This window comes from Paenibacillus sp. FSL H8-0283 (assembly GCF_045040675.1).
GTDB lineage: Bacteria > Bacillota > Bacilli > Paenibacillales > Paenibacillaceae > Paenibacillus > Paenibacillus amylolyticus.
In genome coordinates, this window is sequence record NZ_CP150295.1 from 4,566,996 (window position 1) to 4,585,378 (window position 18,383).

Sequence of the window (18,383 nt, forward strand, 5' to 3'; positions counted from 1 at the left end):
TTGTCCTCTGTATGTATTTTCAGAATGACTTGTTTCCATTGCTACAGAATATACAAATCAAAATCAAACTCTGCGTTCAAATCATAGGCTATACCAATTGCCTTTTTCTCAATAGTAATCGCAGGGGTCTCATTATGCATAATCCTAATCGAGAAGCTAAACCGAAAATTCAAATTATGCTTCATTCTCAAGGTTTTCAACTTTTCTATATGTGGCTCCAAAAGATTGAGTATGTGATTCAATTGCTGATTGATATCAAAAGATTCCTGATAGTCCGTCTCCAAAAACCAACAGGTTTCCTTTCGATACAAATCTCTATCATCAATCTTTTCTCCTTTTATATAGGTTCCAGATGGTTCAATTCCAATCTGTTCTGTGATTAACTTCGGTTCGAAATGATCTCCTGTAATGATAAATTCAGCCATAATATTCGTTTTGTCCATATATGATCCTCCTAACTTTATTCATATATCAAAAACCTGAACTGCAAGAGTACTACCTTCTTTATTGATCCATTTTATTATCATATTTGAACATCTTACTTATCTTTAAATTTAAATTAGCGAATTTTAAATGACCACATTTTGTCCCTCGACATATTCCCCCATGTAGTAAAAGCAACTGGTGAGTCTTCAGATATGTATTGGTTGAACAATAGACTTAAATTAAATGAATAGGAAGTCCCCAAGTATCCAAGTAAAAAGTAATGTCCGATTTATCTATTAAGAAGATTTCTTCCCCTACACCAGGTAATTCAACGGAGATATACATATTTCCACCCTCCTCAAACTTCTTAGTTATTGAGCCTGACAGAGGATCTCTTGTTAGTTCTTTATTAATTGAAACGATGTGTAGATACTTACCTTGACTTAGAGATTGGTAGCTTATTGCATCTCCTTCTTTTAAATTTGTGCATGACTGACTTTCGAACTGTTCTGTTTGAGTACTCTCTGTAGACTTTTGAGGGTTATTGACGGTAACTAAGCACACATTACCTTTTAGTTCAACAGATTTTACATGCCTGCTAGTTTCTACGGGAACCGGATCTTTCATCATAAAAAACACCAGAATGATTACTGTAATCAATAATAAACCTATAAATAATCCTTTTCTCAAATATGACCTTCCTTCTATTTAGCAACGTACCATTTACCCTCTTTCCATCTTGGCCCCGGATGCAGTTGCTTTCAGATTAAAGATGATCTGAGAGTTTGCTACCCCAAAATTGATAAAGCGAGCTGAAACCCGGACCTTGCAACTTATTCTTGCATATCCAACAGATAAGGCCTAACCCATCCAAAGGACGTAATATTCCATAAAACCGAATAATATCGGACATACCATTGAAGAATTATGGATCAGGCCATAGTTGTACCCATTTCGTTTCTCTGTAGGTGTAGACATATTCCTGTGGGTTATCCTCCAATTTGACGACTACAGGATACTGTGGCATTTTACTTCGACGAGCGGTGATGCTAATAATATCATGTTCATCCATACCCTTTTCAACGATTAAATACGTTCTTAAACCATCTTCAAGATCCTTCATATCATTCTTATAGGAGCCATACCATGTGACTGAAGCTACAACTATTAGTGCAATTACAATCAATACTCCCTTTAGAAATTTCATTTTATTCACCTCACTTTAGCCTGTAGTTTGTAATTCTATTAATATTTCCGCTTATTATCACCATCATTTGGTAACCACTATCTTTTCCGATTTTCCTTCCCAATCCATCTGAACTATAAATTCATCCTCATCCAAAAATGGGGACATCCCTTCAGCTTTTCCTCTGATTACAGTATTAAAAGGAACTTCTCCTGTAGAATGAATATTTTTGCTCATAAATTTGGTTTTAACTTTTTCAATTAATGAAGGATTATCTCCTAAGTACCTAATTTCATATTCATAACTTGCTACAGAGCTATTACTTTGAACGGTACATGAGACACTCCAATTCTCACTCTCTCCTGTATATGAAATGACTTTGTTTGAACAAGCGGATGCTGTCAATAGAAGAAGAAAAAGCAAAAAAAACGATACTCTCTTCATAATAAATCCTCCTTTATAGTCAAGATATAGCAAATACTAAATTAGCAAAATAAGAGATCATAATAAATTACATCTAGAGAAAATGAAGAATTATTTTGAATTTCAAGAAGATTATGGTCACCATTTTTGCAGTAGCTCTCATCTTTTCAAATATTAATCCTGTTATGGCAACACAGGACGAACCAGACTTTGACACAAGCAAATATACTATTGTAAAAAAGACTGTCGCATTTGTATGACAATCTGCCAAAGTGATCTATAACACTCCGTTCAAGCCACCGAATAACCGCCCTAGGACATCAAAATATATGATGATGAAAGACATTATTATAGATATTGGTAGTATAATCAAAAATTTAAGTCTTTTCGTAGGAACAATAAATAATAAAATAATGACCATGATTAGATATATTCCCATAAGTATTGGGATCAAATAGTAATGAGTATGCTCGGGCAAGTAAGCATCGCGCAATTGATACCCTTCGGACAGTAGAGCTGTGATTGGAAGGGATAACACTAGACTAGGTACAGTTCCATTGCCTCGTGCATACCACATCACATAAGCACACATCGGAGATACTACTGCACACATCCCCCAAAAAATAATTTCTTTCATTGGAACGAAATGTAGAAAAAACACGGTGTATAGATAATAAACAGTTAGTAGCGACACAAAAAAGAAGAATACCTTAACTACTGCTAGTTTAGGAGAATAACTAATAACCGATATGAGTGTGGCAACAAAAATCCAAATACCTAGACGCCCACCAATATCGTCAAATATGGGGTTAATCCCCTGAGCATCCACAAGCTTTGCCGCTAAACCTAAAATCACTCCGATCGTTATCGCACTTACAATTGAAAGGACATTTTGTTTTGTAGTGGATTGGTTTTCAGCTCTAATTTGACTTAACTCTTTATGTATTCCCACTTCAACCCTCCAACTTCCATAATTCCTATATTCTAACACAACCGATCCAGCCTGTAGAATCTGTTCGATCTGTTCCTCCGATAAATTTCATTGTTATTCTTCTAAAATGGTTCTATGTATCCACTCATAACCGATCCTGGTCCTTACCGAACAGAAATCCCCACTTTGTCGCATGGGTCCTTATATCTAAATCACTATATCCACTCGTCAATCTTCTATTACCTGAAGTTAGGTCGTTATTCTCATTATCTCAATGCGCCATTTTGCTATGATTATTATTACTTTGACCGTAAATCTATTCCACCAATACCATATCAGCCCAAATTATTTTCAGATAACAACTAGGTGGGTTGATGATCTTATTTAATTTTATTTTAGAGAGAAAGGGTGTCTCATCCTATGTTTATTGTTCAATTACTGCTCGCTATCGCACTTCTGGGCAGCTCAGACAGCTCAAATTATGCCACTTCTACACAACTAGAAATCAACCAAATACAGCCTATGGATGCTTCTCCTGGACAAGTCATGGAAACCGGTTTAGAACCTTTCCGGTCCGAGCGCAATTATAATGGATGGGAGCCAGAACTCGATCAATTCGAGCAGGCCGCCAGCAGTCTTCAGAACAGGCTATTTGAAAGTGTTGTGTCACCGATCCTATCCAAACCTGGCGATACAGGAATATTTGATTATGGCGGGAATCTGAAATTACTAAAGTCTGTGCCTCTGAATACACGTTTTGAACGTGGCCCACTAACCATTCATATTGTTCATGCCCAATTATTAGAGGCTAGTGACATTCCTGAGGATTCACAGAAAAACATTTCCATTCTAAATCGGGAAGATATCGGTTCCAAGATCACTTATATCAATATCCTCTACACTGTGGAAAATACAACCGATCAGAATATCGGTTTTTACGGCTTAAACTCCGTTCATCCAAACACGGGAAAGCCGATCTCCGCAGATCGCAATTTTATGAGAAAATCATATGTCTATAATCAGTATGATGGCGTAGTTATTGATAATACCAATTACGGTTTGGTATATACCGATGACCCTGATAAGTTGGAATCCATTGAACTTGTGTTCAACAAAGTCTATGACTACGATACTGGAAAAACCATTGTAGAGCCCACTTTGTTGAAAATTCCTTTTGCTCTTCAAGAGTAGTGTAAACACAGCTCCATCGCTCATTACGACAAAACTACTACTCTAAAAACCACCCTAATTCATTGAACTGCACCTCCAATTGGTAGTTGTGTCTAACAATTGGAATGCAGTTCATTCATTTGGAGTGGTTTTTTGTTTATATATCCATGGTATCCAATCGCTTTTCGTATGCAATGCTGCTACGTCCAACCGATTTCTGGAGACTCATTATTCATATGCCTGATCGAGGATCTAAATCATCTCAATTGAAGCTGACAAAAAATAACTTCAACATTATAATTGTTACATATTATCCAAAAGCAGTGATGACCAGGAGGACAAGATGCAATTTCAACCAGTGTATCATGATGGGGAACTATTTTTACCCAAAATCGAATTAAATATGGCATGTAACCAATCGATTGGCATTATAACAGACTTGAAGCGAAAACAGATTTTAATGAATCAACTGCAGGATCGTTCCCAATATTACATACTTCGAGCTCAACAAAACGAGTATACACAATTAACGGTGGAAGAATTAATCACTTTTCTAATCAACGTAACAGAGCGGAATGATCGTGCCACTATGTTATTGAATTATTTCGCTTTGAAAGAAGAACAGAAGGTAAAAATCAAGCATCTAAGCCCATCAAAAAGAATGTATGTGACGTTGCTGCGCGTTTATTTTGCACATCAGCCTACACTGGTACTGGAGGAACCCTATTTTTATTTGGAAGAACAAGATCGTCGCCAGTTTAAACGGATTTTAGATGATCTTTCGAAACAAATACAGATTTTAATTTTAACTTCTAATTTAGAGGATGCTATGATTTCCTGTGATTCAATTTATCGTCTGAATGAATCCGGATTTCATCTGTTGGATATTCGTGATTCAGAAGAGGACAAGCAAACAGTGCAGGAACAAGATCGAGCCAATATAACCCTGCAGAAGATTTATACGAAAAAAAATGACAAAGTGATTTTGTTTAATCCGCCTGAAATTGATTACATAGAAAGTATGGATGGTTCAGTTCTTGTCCATGTAGGTGGAGAAAGTTTTATCTGTGCGCTGACGCTGACCGAGCTCGAGCAGAAATTGTTTAACTTCGGATTTTTTAGATGTCATCGATCCTATATTGTTAATCTACAGAAGGTAAGAGAGATTATTACATGGACGAAAAATAGCTACAGCTTGCGATTAAATACAGGACAAGATGCGATTGTTCCGTTATCTCGTTCAAAATTACAAGAATTAAAAACACATCTTAACATTTGATTTCCAGGGAAATATCGATTCAATCAAGCAACTAATGGTACCGTTCAGCCGTTGACAGCTACATTTCGGCGGATTTCGATGGTTGGAGGCATGTAATCTTTATATGCTTAAGTCATCAACTCCAAGGAAGTGATATGCATGGATGTTATCCGAGTAGAACGTATTCGAAAGAGATTTGAAAATAAGAATGCATTATCAGAAGTATCTTTTTCAATTCCAAAAGGTGAAATTTTAGGTTTCCTGGGTCCAAGTGGTTCTGGAAAAACAACTTTAATTAAGATTTTAACTGCGCAATTAAATCCGACAAGTGGACAGGCAACTGTATTTAACCAGCCAGTGGCGATGATGCATCAGTCTGCACAGAAGATGCGCTTTGGTATTTTGTCAGATAACAGTGGTCTATATGAAAGATTATCGATAGATGAAAATCTGGAGTTGTATCGCCAATTATATGACCTTCCTAAAACTTCGATCGATACAGTATTGCAGTTTGTAAACTTAAGCGAAGAACGCAAAAAGAAAGTCATCCACTTATCGAAAGGGATGCGTCAGCGTGTTATGCTGGCATGCGCAATTATCCATGAGCCGGAATTATTATTTTTAGATGAACCTACTTCAGCTTTGGATCCGGTAAACTCCACACATATTTATAAAGGGCTACGCTACTTAAATGAGAAAGGGACAACAATTTTTCTAACGACACACGATATGTCAGAAGCAGAATTGTTATGTGACCGTGTAGCGATTTTGTATCAAGGTGAAATCCAAGCTATTGGCTCGCCTAAGGCACTTAGAAAACAGCATCGGGAAAACGTCGTTTGTGTAGAATTGGTAAACGGGGAAACCTACGAGCTCCCGATGAATGAAGGAACGGCTGAGCAAATTGCCGATTGGATGAAGCGAGGCTTAATCGAGCGATTGGAATCGAAAGAGCCAAGTTTAGGCGATATCTTTATTAAAGTGACAGGAGGTGAACTGTTATGAGTATCTCGTTAAAACGTGCGCGAGCAATATTTGTAAAGGACTACAAAGAGTTTTCACGCAATTATGGCATTTCCATCATGTTGCTTGTTCCGATTCTATTCGCATTTCTTTTTCGCACTGCAGGCCCTTCTTTCCCTGGGGCAATAGGTTTTCTTCTAAATATTTCGTTTGTGCTCTTAACCTCTTTCGCACAAGCATGTTTGATCGCGGAAGAAAAGGAACGTAATACCTTACGATCATTAATGATGACTCCAGCCACAACGATGGATGTATTAGTTGGTAAAAGCACCTTAGTCTTTGTCATGTCTGCTATTGTTCTGGCTATTGCTACGTATATATTAGGCTATGAGCCACCTAGTATATGGGCATTTGCAATTGCAATCATTCTTTCAATAATTCTATACACAGCAGTAGGAACGATATGTGGTTTATTCTCTAAAACGGTCCTTGAAGCTTCATTAGCAATCATTCCTGCAGCAATGGTATTTTCTGCTCCTCCTGTTGCAACAATCTTGTTTGGAGATTTCCCGATTTTTAAAATGCTGGATTATACACCAAGCATTCAACTTGTGACTTTGCTAAATATACCCCATACAGGCTTTACAATTGGAGACCTCTTAAAACCTCTCCTCATTATTTTGATATGGACGGTTGTATTAACGATTGTGTCTGTTATTTTGTATCAACGGCGGTTAAAGGATGAGTAGCCACTCCTCGCCTACACAACCAAAATATAAAACAAACCCCGGTACACGTCTGCATTCAGCAGCGTACAGCCGAGGTTCACCATTACCATTTCAAATGTTACACTACCTATCTCAACTTAACTCATCTCGTAAAATCATGCTGCCCAATAGTCAGCAGCGTTGGCCTGCTCTTACTCCACACCGAAGTGGCGATCTTCGGATTGTAATAATAGAGCGCTCCGTTTGTCGGATCAGCGCCATTCAATGCCTTACGAGCAGCCCTGTAAGAAGTCTGGGTTGGCTTGGTATTAAACTGCCCATCATCTATAGCCGTGAATTGCCCTTTCTGGAAAATAACCTTCGAAATAGACGACGGGAATTCACTCGAATGTACCCGATTCAACACAACCGCTCCTACAGCGACTTGCCCTTCAAAAGACTCCCCGCGCGCTTCACCGTGGATCAGCTTCGCCAACTGGCGCAGCGTCTCGCCCTCGGCTTTGGCCTTTTTGTTCAGCCTATTCAGCGTCGCTGGACCAGCAACACCGTCTGCACTCAGTCCCTGCGCCTGCTGGAACTTGCGGACAGCACCTTTGGTGATGGTACCGTAATATCCAGTCATTCCGGCGTCAAAGTACCCCAGATCGCTTAATTGCTCCTGCAATTGCAGTACATGCTCGCTGCGAACGCCCTGTTCCAACTTCTGTGCTCCCGCAGAAGGAGCTGCCACGGTCAAGCCCAGAGTCAATGCGCAGGCACCGAGAAGCATACTGACCCGCCCTGCTCTTTTGCCAGCCATGTTACCCTTCCCATGAGTGACTTTCCGACTGACAGTGATAGGTTCCATGTTGTCAGCAAACGTTAATGGATTCAGCCCCTCATTTGTGCTATCAACTGTAGTCCGTTCATTACTGTTCATATGGCTTCCCCCCTTCATCTCTGTCATCTCACTTACGCTATCTAATTCACTTATCATATTCTTTTCATTGATTTCATTCGGTTGATCCATTCCAATATTATTCTTCATCATTCCATTAACCTCCACTTTTCTGAATCCAGATCCCACATCTTCCTCCTGAATCCTCACGGTTGGACATCCCGAGTGTCATTATAGGATATAGAAAAAATGAAGTCTATCGGACCGATGACGCAGTGAAAAAACGACACCGAACATAACAAAAAGAGGCATGAGCCCATGGTCACACCATGGTCACACCCCTTCTTGTATCAACCATATACCGCTTGTCCAACCCGTTATTTCCGTAGGCAGGCAGACCCGTACAAAAGTTGCGTTGTATTTATTGACAATTACTCAGCAAGTTCCTGACCCTTCGTTTCCCGGCCCCAGAACAGTACAGCTGCTGCGCCAATGAGGATTGTCACGAAGAAAATCGTGAAAATTAGGCTGATTGCCACTTCGCGTTGAACCAGCATACCGACCATTAATGGAGCCAGTACGCCACCGATTCGGCCAACCGATGTGGCAAGGCCAACACCTGTCGAACGAACGGAAGTCGGATACAATTCTGGGCTGTAGGCGTACAGACCACCCCAGGCTCCCAGATTGAAGAAGGAAAGACAGATTCCTGCGGTCAGGATCGTCGCTTCCGTTGTAGCCAATCCAAACGCAATCGCACTGAATGCAGTCAAGGTAAGATACACAACCAGTACGAACTTGCGACCGTAACGTTCAATAAAGTACGCAGCGGTGAAGTAACCTGGCAACTGTGCAATCGTCATGATCAGCACGTATTGGAAGCTTTTAACCAACGTGAATCCTTTTGCCATCACAACCGAAGGTAGCCACAGAAACATTCCATAATAAGAGAAAATGACGGTAAACCACAAAATCCAGAGCATCAACGTTGTACGGCGATGTGGTGCTGACCAGACGGTAGCCACTTTCTCGCGGAACGTGATTTTATGAAGCTTGGTATGATTCTTGTACCGCGGCGGGTCCTGAATGGCACGACGCAGATACAGTGCATAGAACGCCGGAAGCGCACCAATGGCAAAAGCAATTCTCCATCCGTACTCCGGAATGACAAAGTTGGCAATGAGCGCCGATACAATCCAGCCTCCTGCCCAGAAACTTTCCAATAATACAACGGCACGTCCCCGTTCGGCTGTAGGCATCGACTCCGATACCAGTGTGGATGCCACGGGCAGCTCTCCACCAAGTCCAATACCCGCAACCAGACGCAGTGCACACAATACCGCAAATCCAGTCGCCAATGCAGACAGACCGCTTGCAATCGTAAAGATTAACAAGGTCCACATCAGAATGGCCTTCCGTCCAAAACGGTCCGCAAGTGCACCTGCAAGCAAAGCACCTAATGCCATACCGATGGAGTTAATACTCGTAAGCACACCGACTTGTCCGGGACTGAGACTCCATTCCTTGGCAAGTGCAGCCACGATAAAGGAGATCATACCAACTTCCATCGCATCAAACAGCCAGCTCATGCCGGCACTAAACAGCAGCTTGCGCTGCTTGGGATTCCGCAATACTTCCAGTTTGCTCATCACTTATAGCTCCCTTGATCTCTATGTAGTCATTCTGACACTAAATCATTATTATGCAGAATGCTCCAGAAATCAATGCAAAATAAGCTTTTCCTTCCGATTTCTGCGATACCTTACCCCTTGAGTGAACCCGCTGTCAGACCTGCTACAAAGTAACGCTGGAGTAGAAGGAACAACGCAATCATCGGAATGGCCGTTACCAGCACACCTGTAAGCATCATCGGGTAGTTCGTCACGTATTCCCCGCGGAACTGCATAAGTGCGAGCGGTAAAGTGAGCTTGGACTTACTGCTGAGCATCAGCATCGGAATAAGCAAGTCATTCCAGACCATGACGAGCAGGAACGTAGCCGTTGCCGCCAGCGAAGGTGCAGCCAGTGGCAGTGCAATCCGCGTATAGAGTCTCCATTCGCTGGCCCCATCCATACTGCCCGCTTCCAGAATCTCCGAATTGAGCATGCGCATGAAACCTGTCAGCATAAATACTGAGACAGGCATCAGCATAGCCGCGGATACGACAATCAGGCCCGTGAGACTGTCCGACCAGCCGAGGGTACGCGTAAGGGAATAGATCGGCAGCATACTCACCTGGGATGGAACGATCAACCCTGCTACGAACAGAGCAAATACAATTTTGCCTACACTGCCGCCCCAGCGGACAATGGCGTAAGCAATCATGCTACTCAGCAATAACTCAATGGCAACCGTACCAAGCGTCACGACCAGACTGTTTCCGAAATATTGCCACATCGGCTGATTGCGGAACATGCCAGTGATGTTATCCCACGTAAACGGGTCCGGCCAGCTGAATGGACTGGTGAAGAAATTGCTGCTTGTTTTGAACGAGGATACAAACACAAAGTACAGCGGCACCAGAATCAGCAGCGCGTACACCAATAAGATCAGGCGATTGAACCATTTTAAAAACATGTGAACTCCCTTCTGCCTCGATTGCAGGATGAATGCTCCAACATCAACCTCAATAACTTACCCGGTCGGCACGCAGTGCCTTGAACTGCAACAGCGTCAAGAGCGCGAGCAACACCAGGAAGATCATGGAACCGGCAGAAGCCAGACCAAATGAATAGCTGCCAAAGGCGGTATGATAGATATATGTTGTCAAAATTTCAGTTGCGTAGTTCGGCCCTCCGTCCGTCATTGTGAAAATGAGGTCAAATGCCTTGAACGACTGAATCGTCGTATAGGCCACAACAATCGTTGCCGAAGGTGCCAGCAGTGGCCAGGTCACGGTACGGAATACCTGCCATTTGCTGCCGCCATCCATACGAGCCGCTTCATACAGTTCTGCCGGAATGCCTTGCAGACCCGCGATAAATACAATCATCATCTGGCCAGCGTGGGCCCAGACTTGCACCGCAGCGATGGAATAGATGGCGATCTTGGGATCACCAATCCAGTTGCGAGCGATGCTGCTCATACCCGCTTCATTCAGTCCATAGTTGATCAATCCAATGGATGGATCATACATAAATGCCCAGATCAGTCCAACCGATACGGAGGACAGAATCGCAGGCAGGAAATACAATGCCCGAAGCACGATGCGTGTCTTGGTATTACGTACCAAGAGTAGAGCCAGGACAAGTGAAATAAAGGTTTGTGCAATAACAACCGTTAACATGAACTCCACGTTGTTGCCAAAGGCTTTGCGGAATACGATGCTGCTGAGACTGTCCTTGTAATTATCCAGCCCTACAAATGCATACGACGGGGATACCCCATCCCAGTCCGTAAAGGAATAGAACAGCCCCGTCAATGTAGGAAATACGAACAATCCAACGTACAGCAGCAACCCAGGGATCAGAAACAGGGATAGCTGAAGACGGTTTTTCATCGTTTATTTCCCGATATGCTGATCAATGATCGCTTGTGCCTGCTGTGCTGCTTCTTCTGGAGAAGTGCCGCTCAGTACAGCCTGGATGGAGTTGGTTACTGCTTTTTGATTGTCTCCGTTCAGGATGGTGAACCGTGGCTGGAACACGGTTTTTTTGCTTGCCCATTCTCCGGCTACCTGAAGCTCAGGCGTGTCGTACTTCACATCATTCACCGTTACATTTTGTCCAGTCTGGTTGGCATACTCGCTCGCCACTTCCGGATTGCTCAGGAATTCGAGGAACTTCTTCGCTTCTTCCGGATGTTTAGACTTGCTGTTCACGGCGAGCATGAATGTGGTCGTATGCACCCCTTCATACTTCGCTTGATCTGCACTTACTGTAATTGGTGCAAGCAGTTTTTGCTCCAGATTAGGATTCTGCTGCTTGTTCTGAGCCAACTGATATGATCCACTTGCGAGCATCGCTGCTTTTTCTTGAATAAACAATGCGCCAGCCGCAGGGTCTTTCGTACCCAGTGCATCCTGTTGGAAGTAACCTTTATCGTTCAGTTCCTTGATTTGAGTCAATGTTTTCACCCAAAACTCATCCGTCAGTTTGGCTTCGCCAGCTTCTACTTTGGTAAAAATGTCGTCACTCGGTGCATTGTTCATCACCATCGTATTCATGAATTGCCCTGGGCCAATGTCCGCTCCGGCAAAGGCAATCGGAATGATACCATTGTCTTTCAGCTTCTGGCAAAGTGCCAGGAAGCCTTCCCAATCGGTTGGTGGCGTCAAGCCGTATTGTTCAAACAGTTTTACGTTATAGATTGGATCGTTATATACGAGTTGATACGGGATCGCATATTGCTTGCCATCGTGCTGTCCTGATTCAATCAGCTTTGAATTGTAGGCCGACAGAAACGATGATCCGGTCAGGTCCGTGAACAAGCCGGCTTTGGTGAAAGCTTCGAACTGTGCACCCGGGAAGGAAGCAAATACATCCCCTACCGAACCGTCACTGATTTTGGATTGTACGGTGGACTGATATTGATCGGAGGGCAGTGTCTGCATCTCCACTTTAATGTTCGGATTTGCTGTCTCAAAAGCGTCAATGGTTTTGTTCAGTGCTTCCACATCTTCTCCACGCCAGTGCATGAAGCTGATCGTAACTTTACCTGAACCCGAGGAGCCGTTCTCTCCAGATGACGTGTTATCCCCGCCGCCGCAAGCTGACAGCAGGATGGACATCACCAGCATACTGACAAGCGGTAGGATTAATTTTTTATTTTTTTTCATGAAAGACGACCTCCTGAGGATGCTTGATATTTTAACTAAAGAATGTTTATACTGACCACTCCGATGACAGAATAACCTTCCGATCGCTGTTATCCCCAGATTTATTTGATTCCTTTTTATAAAAGGAAAAATCCGGGGATAAAGGCGAACGCTTCGCTTCTTCACGTTATTTCTGTCCTCTCCGTTTTCGTATAAAAAGATTAGTTAAACTTACTTAGTTAGTAGTAACTTGATGCTGTTTCTGTCTTGTTTTCCATTTCTCGCGAATGATCGGCATCACAGTCCGGCCGAAAATTTCGGCCTCTTCCAGATGCGGGTAACCGGACAGAATGAAAGTCGTAACGCCGAGATCTCCATATTCCATCAAACGCTCTGCGACCTGTTCGGCTGTACCTACAATGAGGATCGCACCGCCGGAACGCACAACGGACAAGCCTGTCCACAGGTTGGGTCCTACGACAAACTGCTGCTTCTCGGACAGCTCCCGTAGCTCGTTCTGTCTGCGTTGGTTGGTTGCATCCGTCTCGGCAAAAGCGGCTTTGGCTTTCTCGATCGCTTCTGGTGGTACTTTGCTAATAATCTCCCAAGCTGCTGCCCATGCTTCTTCTTCGGTATCCCGAATGAGTACCTGAGCACGCATGCCGTAACGGAGCTGACGATCTTGTCCCGTTTCCTCTTTCACCTGCTGACGGATGACCTCAATCTCTTCGATCTGCTCCTGAATCCAGTCATGAGGCTCGCCCCACATAAGGAACGTATCCGCATGTTCAACAGCGACCTTCTTGGCAATCGGAGAACTTCCTCCCAGATAGAATGGTGGATGCGGATTTTGCACCGTCTCCGGCATGCCTACCGGTCCTTTGAAATTATAATACTGGCCGTTGAATTCAGGATTAGGATCGCTGGGTGCGTCTGCACCAGATTTTGAACCACTTCCGGCAAACTCCGTCAGATTCAAGCCCGTCGATTGGGTCCATGAACGCTTCATGACTTCCATATACTCGCTCGCCCGCACATACCGTTCATCATGCGCATGTGCCAGTGGATCGCCGAGTTCCTCCAGATCTCGAACGGAACTGCCTGTCACCACATTGATCATGGCGCGACCACCAGAGAGCTGATCCAGTGCCGCTCCCATTCGTGCAGCGAGTACGGGTGTAACCAGTCCCGGGCGAATAGCGACCAGGGGACGCAATGTCTTTGTGTGACTCATCACAGCCGAGCCAACCACCCACGCGTCCAGACAGGCTCCCCCTGTCGGAATCAATACAAATTCGAATCCTGCCTTCTCCGCCGTCTGTGCCACATCGACCAGATAATCCAGACTCGGCTCCCGCTCCGGGGCAACCCCTACATACTTACCATCCCCTGCTGTAGGCAAAAACCATCCAAACTTCATATCTTCCTGTTCGCTCACAAAAGTCAGTCCCTTCTATGATAAATTGCTCTAAAAATGTTTCACTCAAGCACTTCGGTTACAGAAAACCTTTCGAGCACTCTTGTCCCCAGATTTCTTCTCATTCCCCTTTCATGGGGAAATCCGGTGACAAAGGCGCACGCTTCGCTTCTTCAGGTCCTTTCTGTCCCCTCCGTTGTCGTGTCATTCTTTAAATTGATTTATTAGACATATTCAGAATCAAATACCGATTAATTAACTTGGTTTAATAGGTATGGACATCATAACAATTGATTTGTCTATGATCAATGTCATTTCGCGGCAATTTTATTTTGTCATTTTGTGGTCTTTTCTCAGATTTAGGTCTTCCAGATCTTGAATATATATAAAACCCACCTGTATAATAGGTTTAAATATGTGTTCAAAAAGTCTGGTTTTCAGTACCGAGAAGATGGAATGAAGTTAGAAATGGAGTAGCGGAGCGTAGGAAAACTACGTGAGCAACCACAATGTTTCCAAAGGAAACATTCTTCGTAAGCCTCCCGCTTATTTCGGCTGAATTTCAGCTTCGTTGTTGATGATGCCACTAGGCATGATTCGTAATCAAAAGTGGACTTTTTGAACTACATCTATAAGCGAAACTTTTAGAATGTACAAACGATACTTATATAATAAAGAGGTGTTCCTGATGACCGAGAGCATGAAGGAGGACCACCATGAGTTTTTGGATATTATTTTCTTCACTCCATCTGAATTCGAGAAAGCTGGTGGCGCCTGGCCGATCCGCATCGGCCGTAATATAGCCAAGACCAACTATCATATTGGCCCGCGCACTACACCTTATTATTATTTGCTATTTGTGCTGGAGGGGGAAGGTACATTCATACAGAACGGACAGCGTCACGCCCTTCGTGCCAGGGATGCGTTCTGTCTGTTTCCACATGTTACCCATGAGTACTGGACGGACCCCGAGGATACGTTGCAGAAAATATTTATTGCCTTTGATGGTGCACATGCAGCCGAACTGCTTTCCCGAATTGGACTTACACCCGACTCACCATACCGTTCAGGTGTACTTACCCCGGAGACTGCAAGTGCCATGCGCTCATTCATGGAGGATGTTCGCAAACCGCAGGACGGAGCGAGTGATCTGGGACGACTCACCCGGTTTCTAACTCTATTCGACCGGATTGCCCGCTCCCCCGCAACCAAAGGATTGCAACCGGATTCAGCTACACCTTGGCTCCAGAAAGGCAAGGAATACATGGACATTCATTTTGCAGGCGGCATCTCCGTGGAAGGTGTGTCCGCTCATGCGGGTGTGGATCGAACCCATTTTGCCAAACAGTTCCGCAAAGCCTATGGTCTGTCCCCTGTGCAATATATCCAGCAATTGAAAATGACCCAAGCCAAACGTCTACTCGTGCAGACGCCGCTAAGCTTAACTGAAGTGGCTCATTCGGTAGGTTACCCGGACTTGTTCTCCTTCTCTAAAGCGTTCAAAAAGCAAGTTGGTCTGCCGCCCAATCGCTATCGCACAGCGGAGAGCACGAAAGAATGAGGGAGCGACTTTCGCTCCTCAGCCTATACTCCATGCCTTGTGTACTGTGTGTAAGATGTTGCCTCTACCAAAGTACAACGGACTCCTGAGTTTCATATCCTGCACATCATAGTGCTGCCAAACCCATTACGAAATCCACCACCAAAAAGGCAAGCCCCATCTACCCGGGACTTGCCTTCTTTCTATACTATAGTCTTGACTACACGTACTACCTGAAACTAGAAACTTTTTTACGTTGACCTAACGCTATTCCTTCTTTTCATCCTTGCGCGCAAGCGGAATACCGTTCTCCTTGGCATACCATGCTTCATAATGATGCACAGCCACACCTGCAAATGAAGAATGAGAGGTACCCAGATCAAACACCTTTGCCATCTCTTCATTCATATTGCTAACCGGTTTACGGAAAAAGGTCAGGTGATCACCCTCTTGTGTATCCGCGAGTTCCGCTCCGATCCAGACTTTCTTGCCGAGATCATCCGCTTCGTCCAGTTCTTCCTTGGACAGATCATACATCTGCTGCCCACTATCCCGGTAAGCCATAATGGCCACCGCATCAAAGTGGGAGATCACCCAGCGACTGAATGTACCTCCTTCAGCCGACTGACGGGCATCAAGCCAGAAAGGAATGGCAGCGCTCATGTACAGTCCGGCATCCTCGCCGGCTTTTGTCCAGGCCTTCATGTTGTTCTGCCACTCTGCAATGACGCTGCTCTCCTCGTTCTCCCAGCGCTTCAACTGATACGGCTCCACATCCAGTTGAATACCTTGGAAGCGTTCATTCTTGGCCGAAGCTGCATTGTATGCTCTTACTCGCTCGATAAAAGCAAGTCCTTCATCCCGCTTCTCCTCATAGGCCCAGTCTGCATGACCGTTAAGTCCATGCACTTCAATCTCAGCCTGTCGGGCAGCCGCAATGAATTTGCGGTATGTTGAGTCAGGCAACTCATCCTGGATTTGCAGGAAGATGGTATCGACGCCCTGTTCTTTGGAGAAAGCAATAATCTCAGGTGTCTGCTCTGCAATAATGGACGCGTCCCACAGCCAGGTCGCTTTGTGTTCCTCTGCCGAGAACCATTTGAACATCCAGGACAGAAGCAGCAGGCACAACACCACAGCCAGAATAGCCCATTTCGCCATACCCACCAGCTTGCCCCGTTGCCTCATATATTTCCTCAGACGAGCAACGCTTCACTTGGTTCAAGCACAGGATGCTGTACCGAGTGACCAATTTTGTAGATATGCGGATGTGTGTACGAACGGAACGCATTACGTGTATCCAGAATCGGCACACCCATCTCGGCAATATCAAAGTAAGGCAAATCGCTGTGGTTGGTGATCAGCACGATGCAATCGTACTTCTTGAACTGCTCCAGATTGAACGCTTCGCTGTGTACGGTCTCGCCATGTTTGTCCTGGAAGGAATCCGCATGTGGATCGTAGTAGCTAACGTTAGCTCCACTTTCCTTGAACAGTTCATATACTTCCAGTCCTGGTGATTCACGCAGGTCGGCAATATTCGGCTTGTACGACATGCCAAGGAGCAGAATATTTGATTTACGTACGGATTTAGCGTATTCGTTCAGAATCGTTGACGTTTTGTTCAATACATAATATGGCATGTTGTCATTGGTGGATTGCGCCAGCTCAATGAATTTGCTATAGAAACGGAAGCCTTTGGCCTTCCATGACAGGTACATCGGATCAAGCGGGATGCAGTGTCCACCGATGCCTGGCCCTGGATAGAATGGCATGAAACCAAATGGTTTCGTCGCCGCCGCGTCAATAACTTCCCAGATATCGATGCCCATGCGGTCACACATCATCGCCATTTCATTTACAAAGGCAATGTTCACACTGCGGAATGTGTTCTCCAGCAGTTTGGACATCTCAGCCACTTTTGGTGAAGATACCGGTACTACGGTTTCTACATATTTTCCATATAGCGCTGTTCCGAGCTTCAAGCAAGCTTCAGTTGTGCCCCCGATTACTTTCGGCGTATTAAATGTTGTGAAACGTCCGTTCGACGGGTCCACACGCTCAGGCGAGAAGCAGAGGAAATAGTCTTTACCTGCTTCTTGTCCGATCTTGTCCAGCTGCTGCTGGATCAGTTCTTCGGTTGTACCTGGATAAGTGGTGCTCTCCAGCGTAATCAGCATGCCTGGTTTCATGTGCAGTTTGATCTGATCCACAACAGTCTCGATGTAAGACGTATCCGGGTCCTGATTCTCACTAAGTGGTGTCGGTACGCAGATACTGAGTGCGTCGATAACGCGCAGCATACTGTAATCTGTCGTTGGCTGGAAACGGCCGCTTTGCATTACTTTTTTCAACTCATCAGACGAAATATCGTGAATATAGGAATCTCCTTGATAGATACTTTCTACTTTGGACGCATCCAGATCAATTCCGATTACCGTGAAACCTTGATTGACCATTTCCACGGCAAGTGGAAGTCCTACGTAACCGAGCCCGACAACGCCGAGTACAGCTTCTTTATTTTCAATCGCATTCAGTAATGTGTGGAATTGTTGATTCTCCATGATATTCCCTCCGGGCAGTGTATTTGGTGGTGCTTAAAATCCATATAAATAGATGAGTGTCTGTGCTCTAAATGTTGCTCTAATCTATCTGATTCATAGTGTAAAAAAGCTCTTACTTTGCACTTCACACAATCAGTTGTTCC

At 44.2% G+C, this 18,383-nt stretch carries 18 protein-coding genes; 5 read left to right on the forward strand and 13 right to left on the reverse strand.

Translation table 11 applies throughout. The features are described from left to right. Nucleotides 1–41 precede the first annotated feature (41 nt). From MHI52_RS20390 to MHI52_RS20410, 5 genes are all read right to left on the reverse strand, one after another. The gene (locus MHI52_RS20390; RefSeq protein WP_339177743.1) at nt 42–443 is read right to left on the reverse strand and encodes a DUF4279 domain-containing protein; all 402 of its coding nucleotides are present in this window, start codon (nt 441–443) and stop codon (nt 42–44) included. A 217-nt stretch (nt 444–660) separates the two neighbouring features. Next, complete coding sequence (locus tag MHI52_RS20395; protein WP_340984702.1) at nt 661–1,116, reverse strand: hypothetical protein; 456 nt, start codon at nt 1,114–1,116, stop codon at nt 661–663. A 235-nt stretch (nt 1,117–1,351) separates the two neighbouring features. Further along, entirely contained in the window at nt 1,352–1,633 is a 282-nt protein-coding gene (locus tag MHI52_RS20400) for a hypothetical protein (protein ID WP_340984701.1), read from the reverse strand. Nucleotides 1,634–1,696: 63 nt separating this feature from the next. Then, a complete protein-coding gene (locus tag MHI52_RS20405) occupies nt 1,697–2,056 on the reverse strand; it encodes a hypothetical protein (protein ID WP_340984700.1) in 360 nt (119 codons plus the stop codon). A gap of 256 nt (nt 2,057–2,312) precedes the next feature. After that, nucleotides 2,313–2,987 (reverse strand): hypothetical protein, encoded by a 675-nt coding sequence (locus MHI52_RS20410; RefSeq protein ID WP_282320834.1) that lies wholly within the window; start codon nt 2,985–2,987, stop codon nt 2,313–2,315. Nucleotides 2,988–3,386: 399 nt separating this feature from the next. Here MHI52_RS20410 and MHI52_RS20415 point away from each other — a divergent pair, with 399 nt between their 5' ends. The 4 genes from MHI52_RS20415 (at nt 3,387) to MHI52_RS20430 (ending at nt 7,106) form a co-directional block, all read left to right on the forward strand. Then, a complete protein-coding gene (locus MHI52_RS20415; protein ID WP_282320833.1) occupies nt 3,387–4,157 on the forward strand; it encodes a hypothetical protein in 771 nt (256 codons plus the stop codon). A 322-nt stretch (nt 4,158–4,479) separates the two neighbouring features. Beyond that, nucleotides 4,480–5,415 carry a LytTR family transcriptional regulator DNA-binding domain-containing protein gene (locus tag MHI52_RS20420; RefSeq protein WP_282320832.1) on the forward strand — a complete coding sequence of 312 codons (936 nt, stop codon included), beginning with the start codon at nt 4,480–4,482 and terminating at the stop codon, nt 5,413–5,415. 138 nt (nt 5,416–5,553) lie between these two features. After that, nucleotides 5,554–6,399: an ABC transporter ATP-binding protein gene (locus tag MHI52_RS20425; RefSeq protein WP_253501708.1), complete on the forward strand. Its 846-nt coding sequence runs from the start codon at nt 5,554–5,556 to the stop codon at nt 6,397–6,399. Next, on the forward strand, nt 6,396–7,106 hold the full coding sequence (locus MHI52_RS20430; RefSeq protein WP_282320831.1) for an ABC transporter permease: 711 nt from the start codon (nt 6,396–6,398) through the stop codon (nt 7,104–7,106). Before MHI52_RS20425 ends, MHI52_RS20430 begins: the two co-directional genes overlap by 4 nt. Nucleotides 7,107–7,227: 121 nt before the next feature. Here MHI52_RS20430 and MHI52_RS20435 read toward each other — a convergent pair whose 3' ends face one another. From MHI52_RS20435 to MHI52_RS20460, 6 genes are all read right to left on the reverse strand, one after another. Continuing rightward, nucleotides 7,228–8,115: a cell wall hydrolase gene (locus MHI52_RS20435; protein WP_235431594.1), complete on the reverse strand. Its 888-nt coding sequence runs from the start codon at nt 8,113–8,115 to the stop codon at nt 7,228–7,230. A gap of 278 nt (nt 8,116–8,393) precedes the next feature. After that, nucleotides 8,394–9,611, reverse strand: a complete 1,218-nt coding sequence (locus tag MHI52_RS20440) for an MFS transporter (RefSeq protein ID WP_036614537.1) — start codon at nt 9,609–9,611, stop codon at nt 8,394–8,396. A gap of 113 nt (nt 9,612–9,724) precedes the next feature. Next, nucleotides 9,725–10,540, reverse strand: coding sequence for a carbohydrate ABC transporter permease (locus MHI52_RS20445; protein ID WP_036674932.1), 816 nt, complete (start codon nt 10,538–10,540; stop codon nt 9,725–9,727). A gap of 49 nt (nt 10,541–10,589) precedes the next feature. Next, a complete protein-coding gene (locus MHI52_RS20450) occupies nt 10,590–11,462 on the reverse strand; it encodes a carbohydrate ABC transporter permease (protein ID WP_017687487.1) in 873 nt (290 codons plus the stop codon). A gap of 3 nt (nt 11,463–11,465) precedes the next feature. After that, entirely contained in the window at nt 11,466–12,740 is a 1,275-nt protein-coding gene (locus MHI52_RS20455; RefSeq protein ID WP_282320830.1) for an ABC transporter substrate-binding protein, read from the reverse strand. Between the two features lie 214 nt (nt 12,741–12,954). Next, the gene (locus tag MHI52_RS20460; protein WP_390925873.1) at nt 12,955–14,139 is read right to left on the reverse strand and encodes an LLM class flavin-dependent oxidoreductase; all 1,185 of its coding nucleotides are present in this window, start codon (nt 14,137–14,139) and stop codon (nt 12,955–12,957) included. Nucleotides 14,140–14,824: 685 nt separating this feature from the next. On the opposite strand from MHI52_RS20460, the gene MHI52_RS20465 reads away from it, so the two are divergent. Further along, complete coding sequence (locus tag MHI52_RS20465) at nt 14,825–15,697, forward strand: AraC family transcriptional regulator (RefSeq protein ID WP_036674928.1); 873 nt, start codon at nt 14,825–14,827, stop codon at nt 15,695–15,697. A gap of 246 nt (nt 15,698–15,943) precedes the next feature. Here MHI52_RS20465 and MHI52_RS20470 read toward each other — a convergent pair whose 3' ends face one another. Both MHI52_RS20470 and MHI52_RS20475 read right to left on the reverse strand, forming a co-directional pair. After that, a complete protein-coding gene (locus MHI52_RS20470; protein WP_405157545.1) occupies nt 15,944–16,864 on the reverse strand; it encodes a hypothetical protein in 921 nt (306 codons plus the stop codon). Between the two features lie 8 nt (nt 16,865–16,872). Continuing rightward, nucleotides 16,873–18,240 carry a nucleotide sugar dehydrogenase gene (locus MHI52_RS20475; RefSeq protein ID WP_036674926.1) on the reverse strand — a complete coding sequence of 456 codons (1,368 nt, stop codon included), beginning with the start codon at nt 18,238–18,240 and terminating at the stop codon, nt 16,873–16,875. Between the last annotated feature and the right edge of the window lie 143 nt (nt 18,241–18,383).

Bases quoted from the DNA above. Each gene is read 5' to 3' on its own strand.
- MHI52_RS20390 (WP_339177743.1), bottom strand. From the start codon at position 443: ATGGACAAAACGAATATTATGGCTGAATTTATCATTACAGGAGATCAT.
- MHI52_RS20400 (WP_340984701.1), bottom strand. From the start codon at position 1,633: ATGAAATTTCTAAAGGGAGTATTGATTGTAATTGCACTAATAGTTGTA.
- MHI52_RS20405 (WP_340984700.1), bottom strand. From the start codon at position 2,056: ATGAAGAGAGTATCGTTTTTTTTGCTTTTTCTTCTTCTATTGACAGCA.
- MHI52_RS20415 (WP_282320833.1), top strand. From the start codon at position 3,387: ATGTTTATTGTTCAATTACTGCTCGCTATCGCACTTCTGGGCAGCTCA.
- MHI52_RS20420 (WP_282320832.1), top strand. From the start codon at position 4,480: ATGCAATTTCAACCAGTGTATCATGATGGGGAACTATTTTTACCCAAA.
- MHI52_RS20425 (WP_253501708.1), top strand. From the start codon at position 5,554: ATGGATGTTATCCGAGTAGAACGTATTCGAAAGAGATTTGAAAATAAG.
- MHI52_RS20430 (WP_282320831.1), top strand. From the start codon at position 6,396: ATGAGTATCTCGTTAAAACGTGCGCGAGCAATATTTGTAAAGGACTAC.
- MHI52_RS20435 (WP_235431594.1), bottom strand. From the start codon at position 8,115: ATGATGAAGAATAATATTGGAATGGATCAACCGAATGAAATCAATGAA.
- MHI52_RS20440 (WP_036614537.1), bottom strand. From the start codon at position 9,611: ATGAGCAAACTGGAAGTATTGCGGAATCCCAAGCAGCGCAAGCTGCTG.
- MHI52_RS20445 (WP_036674932.1), bottom strand. From the start codon at position 10,540: ATGTTTTTAAAATGGTTCAATCGCCTGATCTTATTGGTGTACGCGCTG.
- MHI52_RS20450 (WP_017687487.1), bottom strand. From the start codon at position 11,462: ATGAAAAACCGTCTTCAGCTATCCCTGTTTCTGATCCCTGGGTTGCTG.
- MHI52_RS20455 (WP_282320830.1), bottom strand. From the start codon at position 12,740: ATGAAAAAAAATAAAAAATTAATCCTACCGCTTGTCAGTATGCTGGTG.
- MHI52_RS20460 (WP_390925873.1), bottom strand. From the start codon at position 14,139: ATGAAGTTTGGATGGTTTTTGCCTACAGCAGGGGATGGTAAGTATGTA.
- MHI52_RS20465 (WP_036674928.1), top strand. From the start codon at position 14,825: ATGACCGAGAGCATGAAGGAGGACCACCATGAGTTTTTGGATATTATT.
- MHI52_RS20470 (WP_405157545.1), bottom strand. From the start codon at position 16,864: ATGAGGCAACGGGGCAAGCTGGTGGGTATGGCGAAATGGGCTATTCTG.
- MHI52_RS20475 (WP_036674926.1), bottom strand. From the start codon at position 18,240: ATGGAGAATCAACAATTCCACACATTACTGAATGCGATTGAAAATAAA.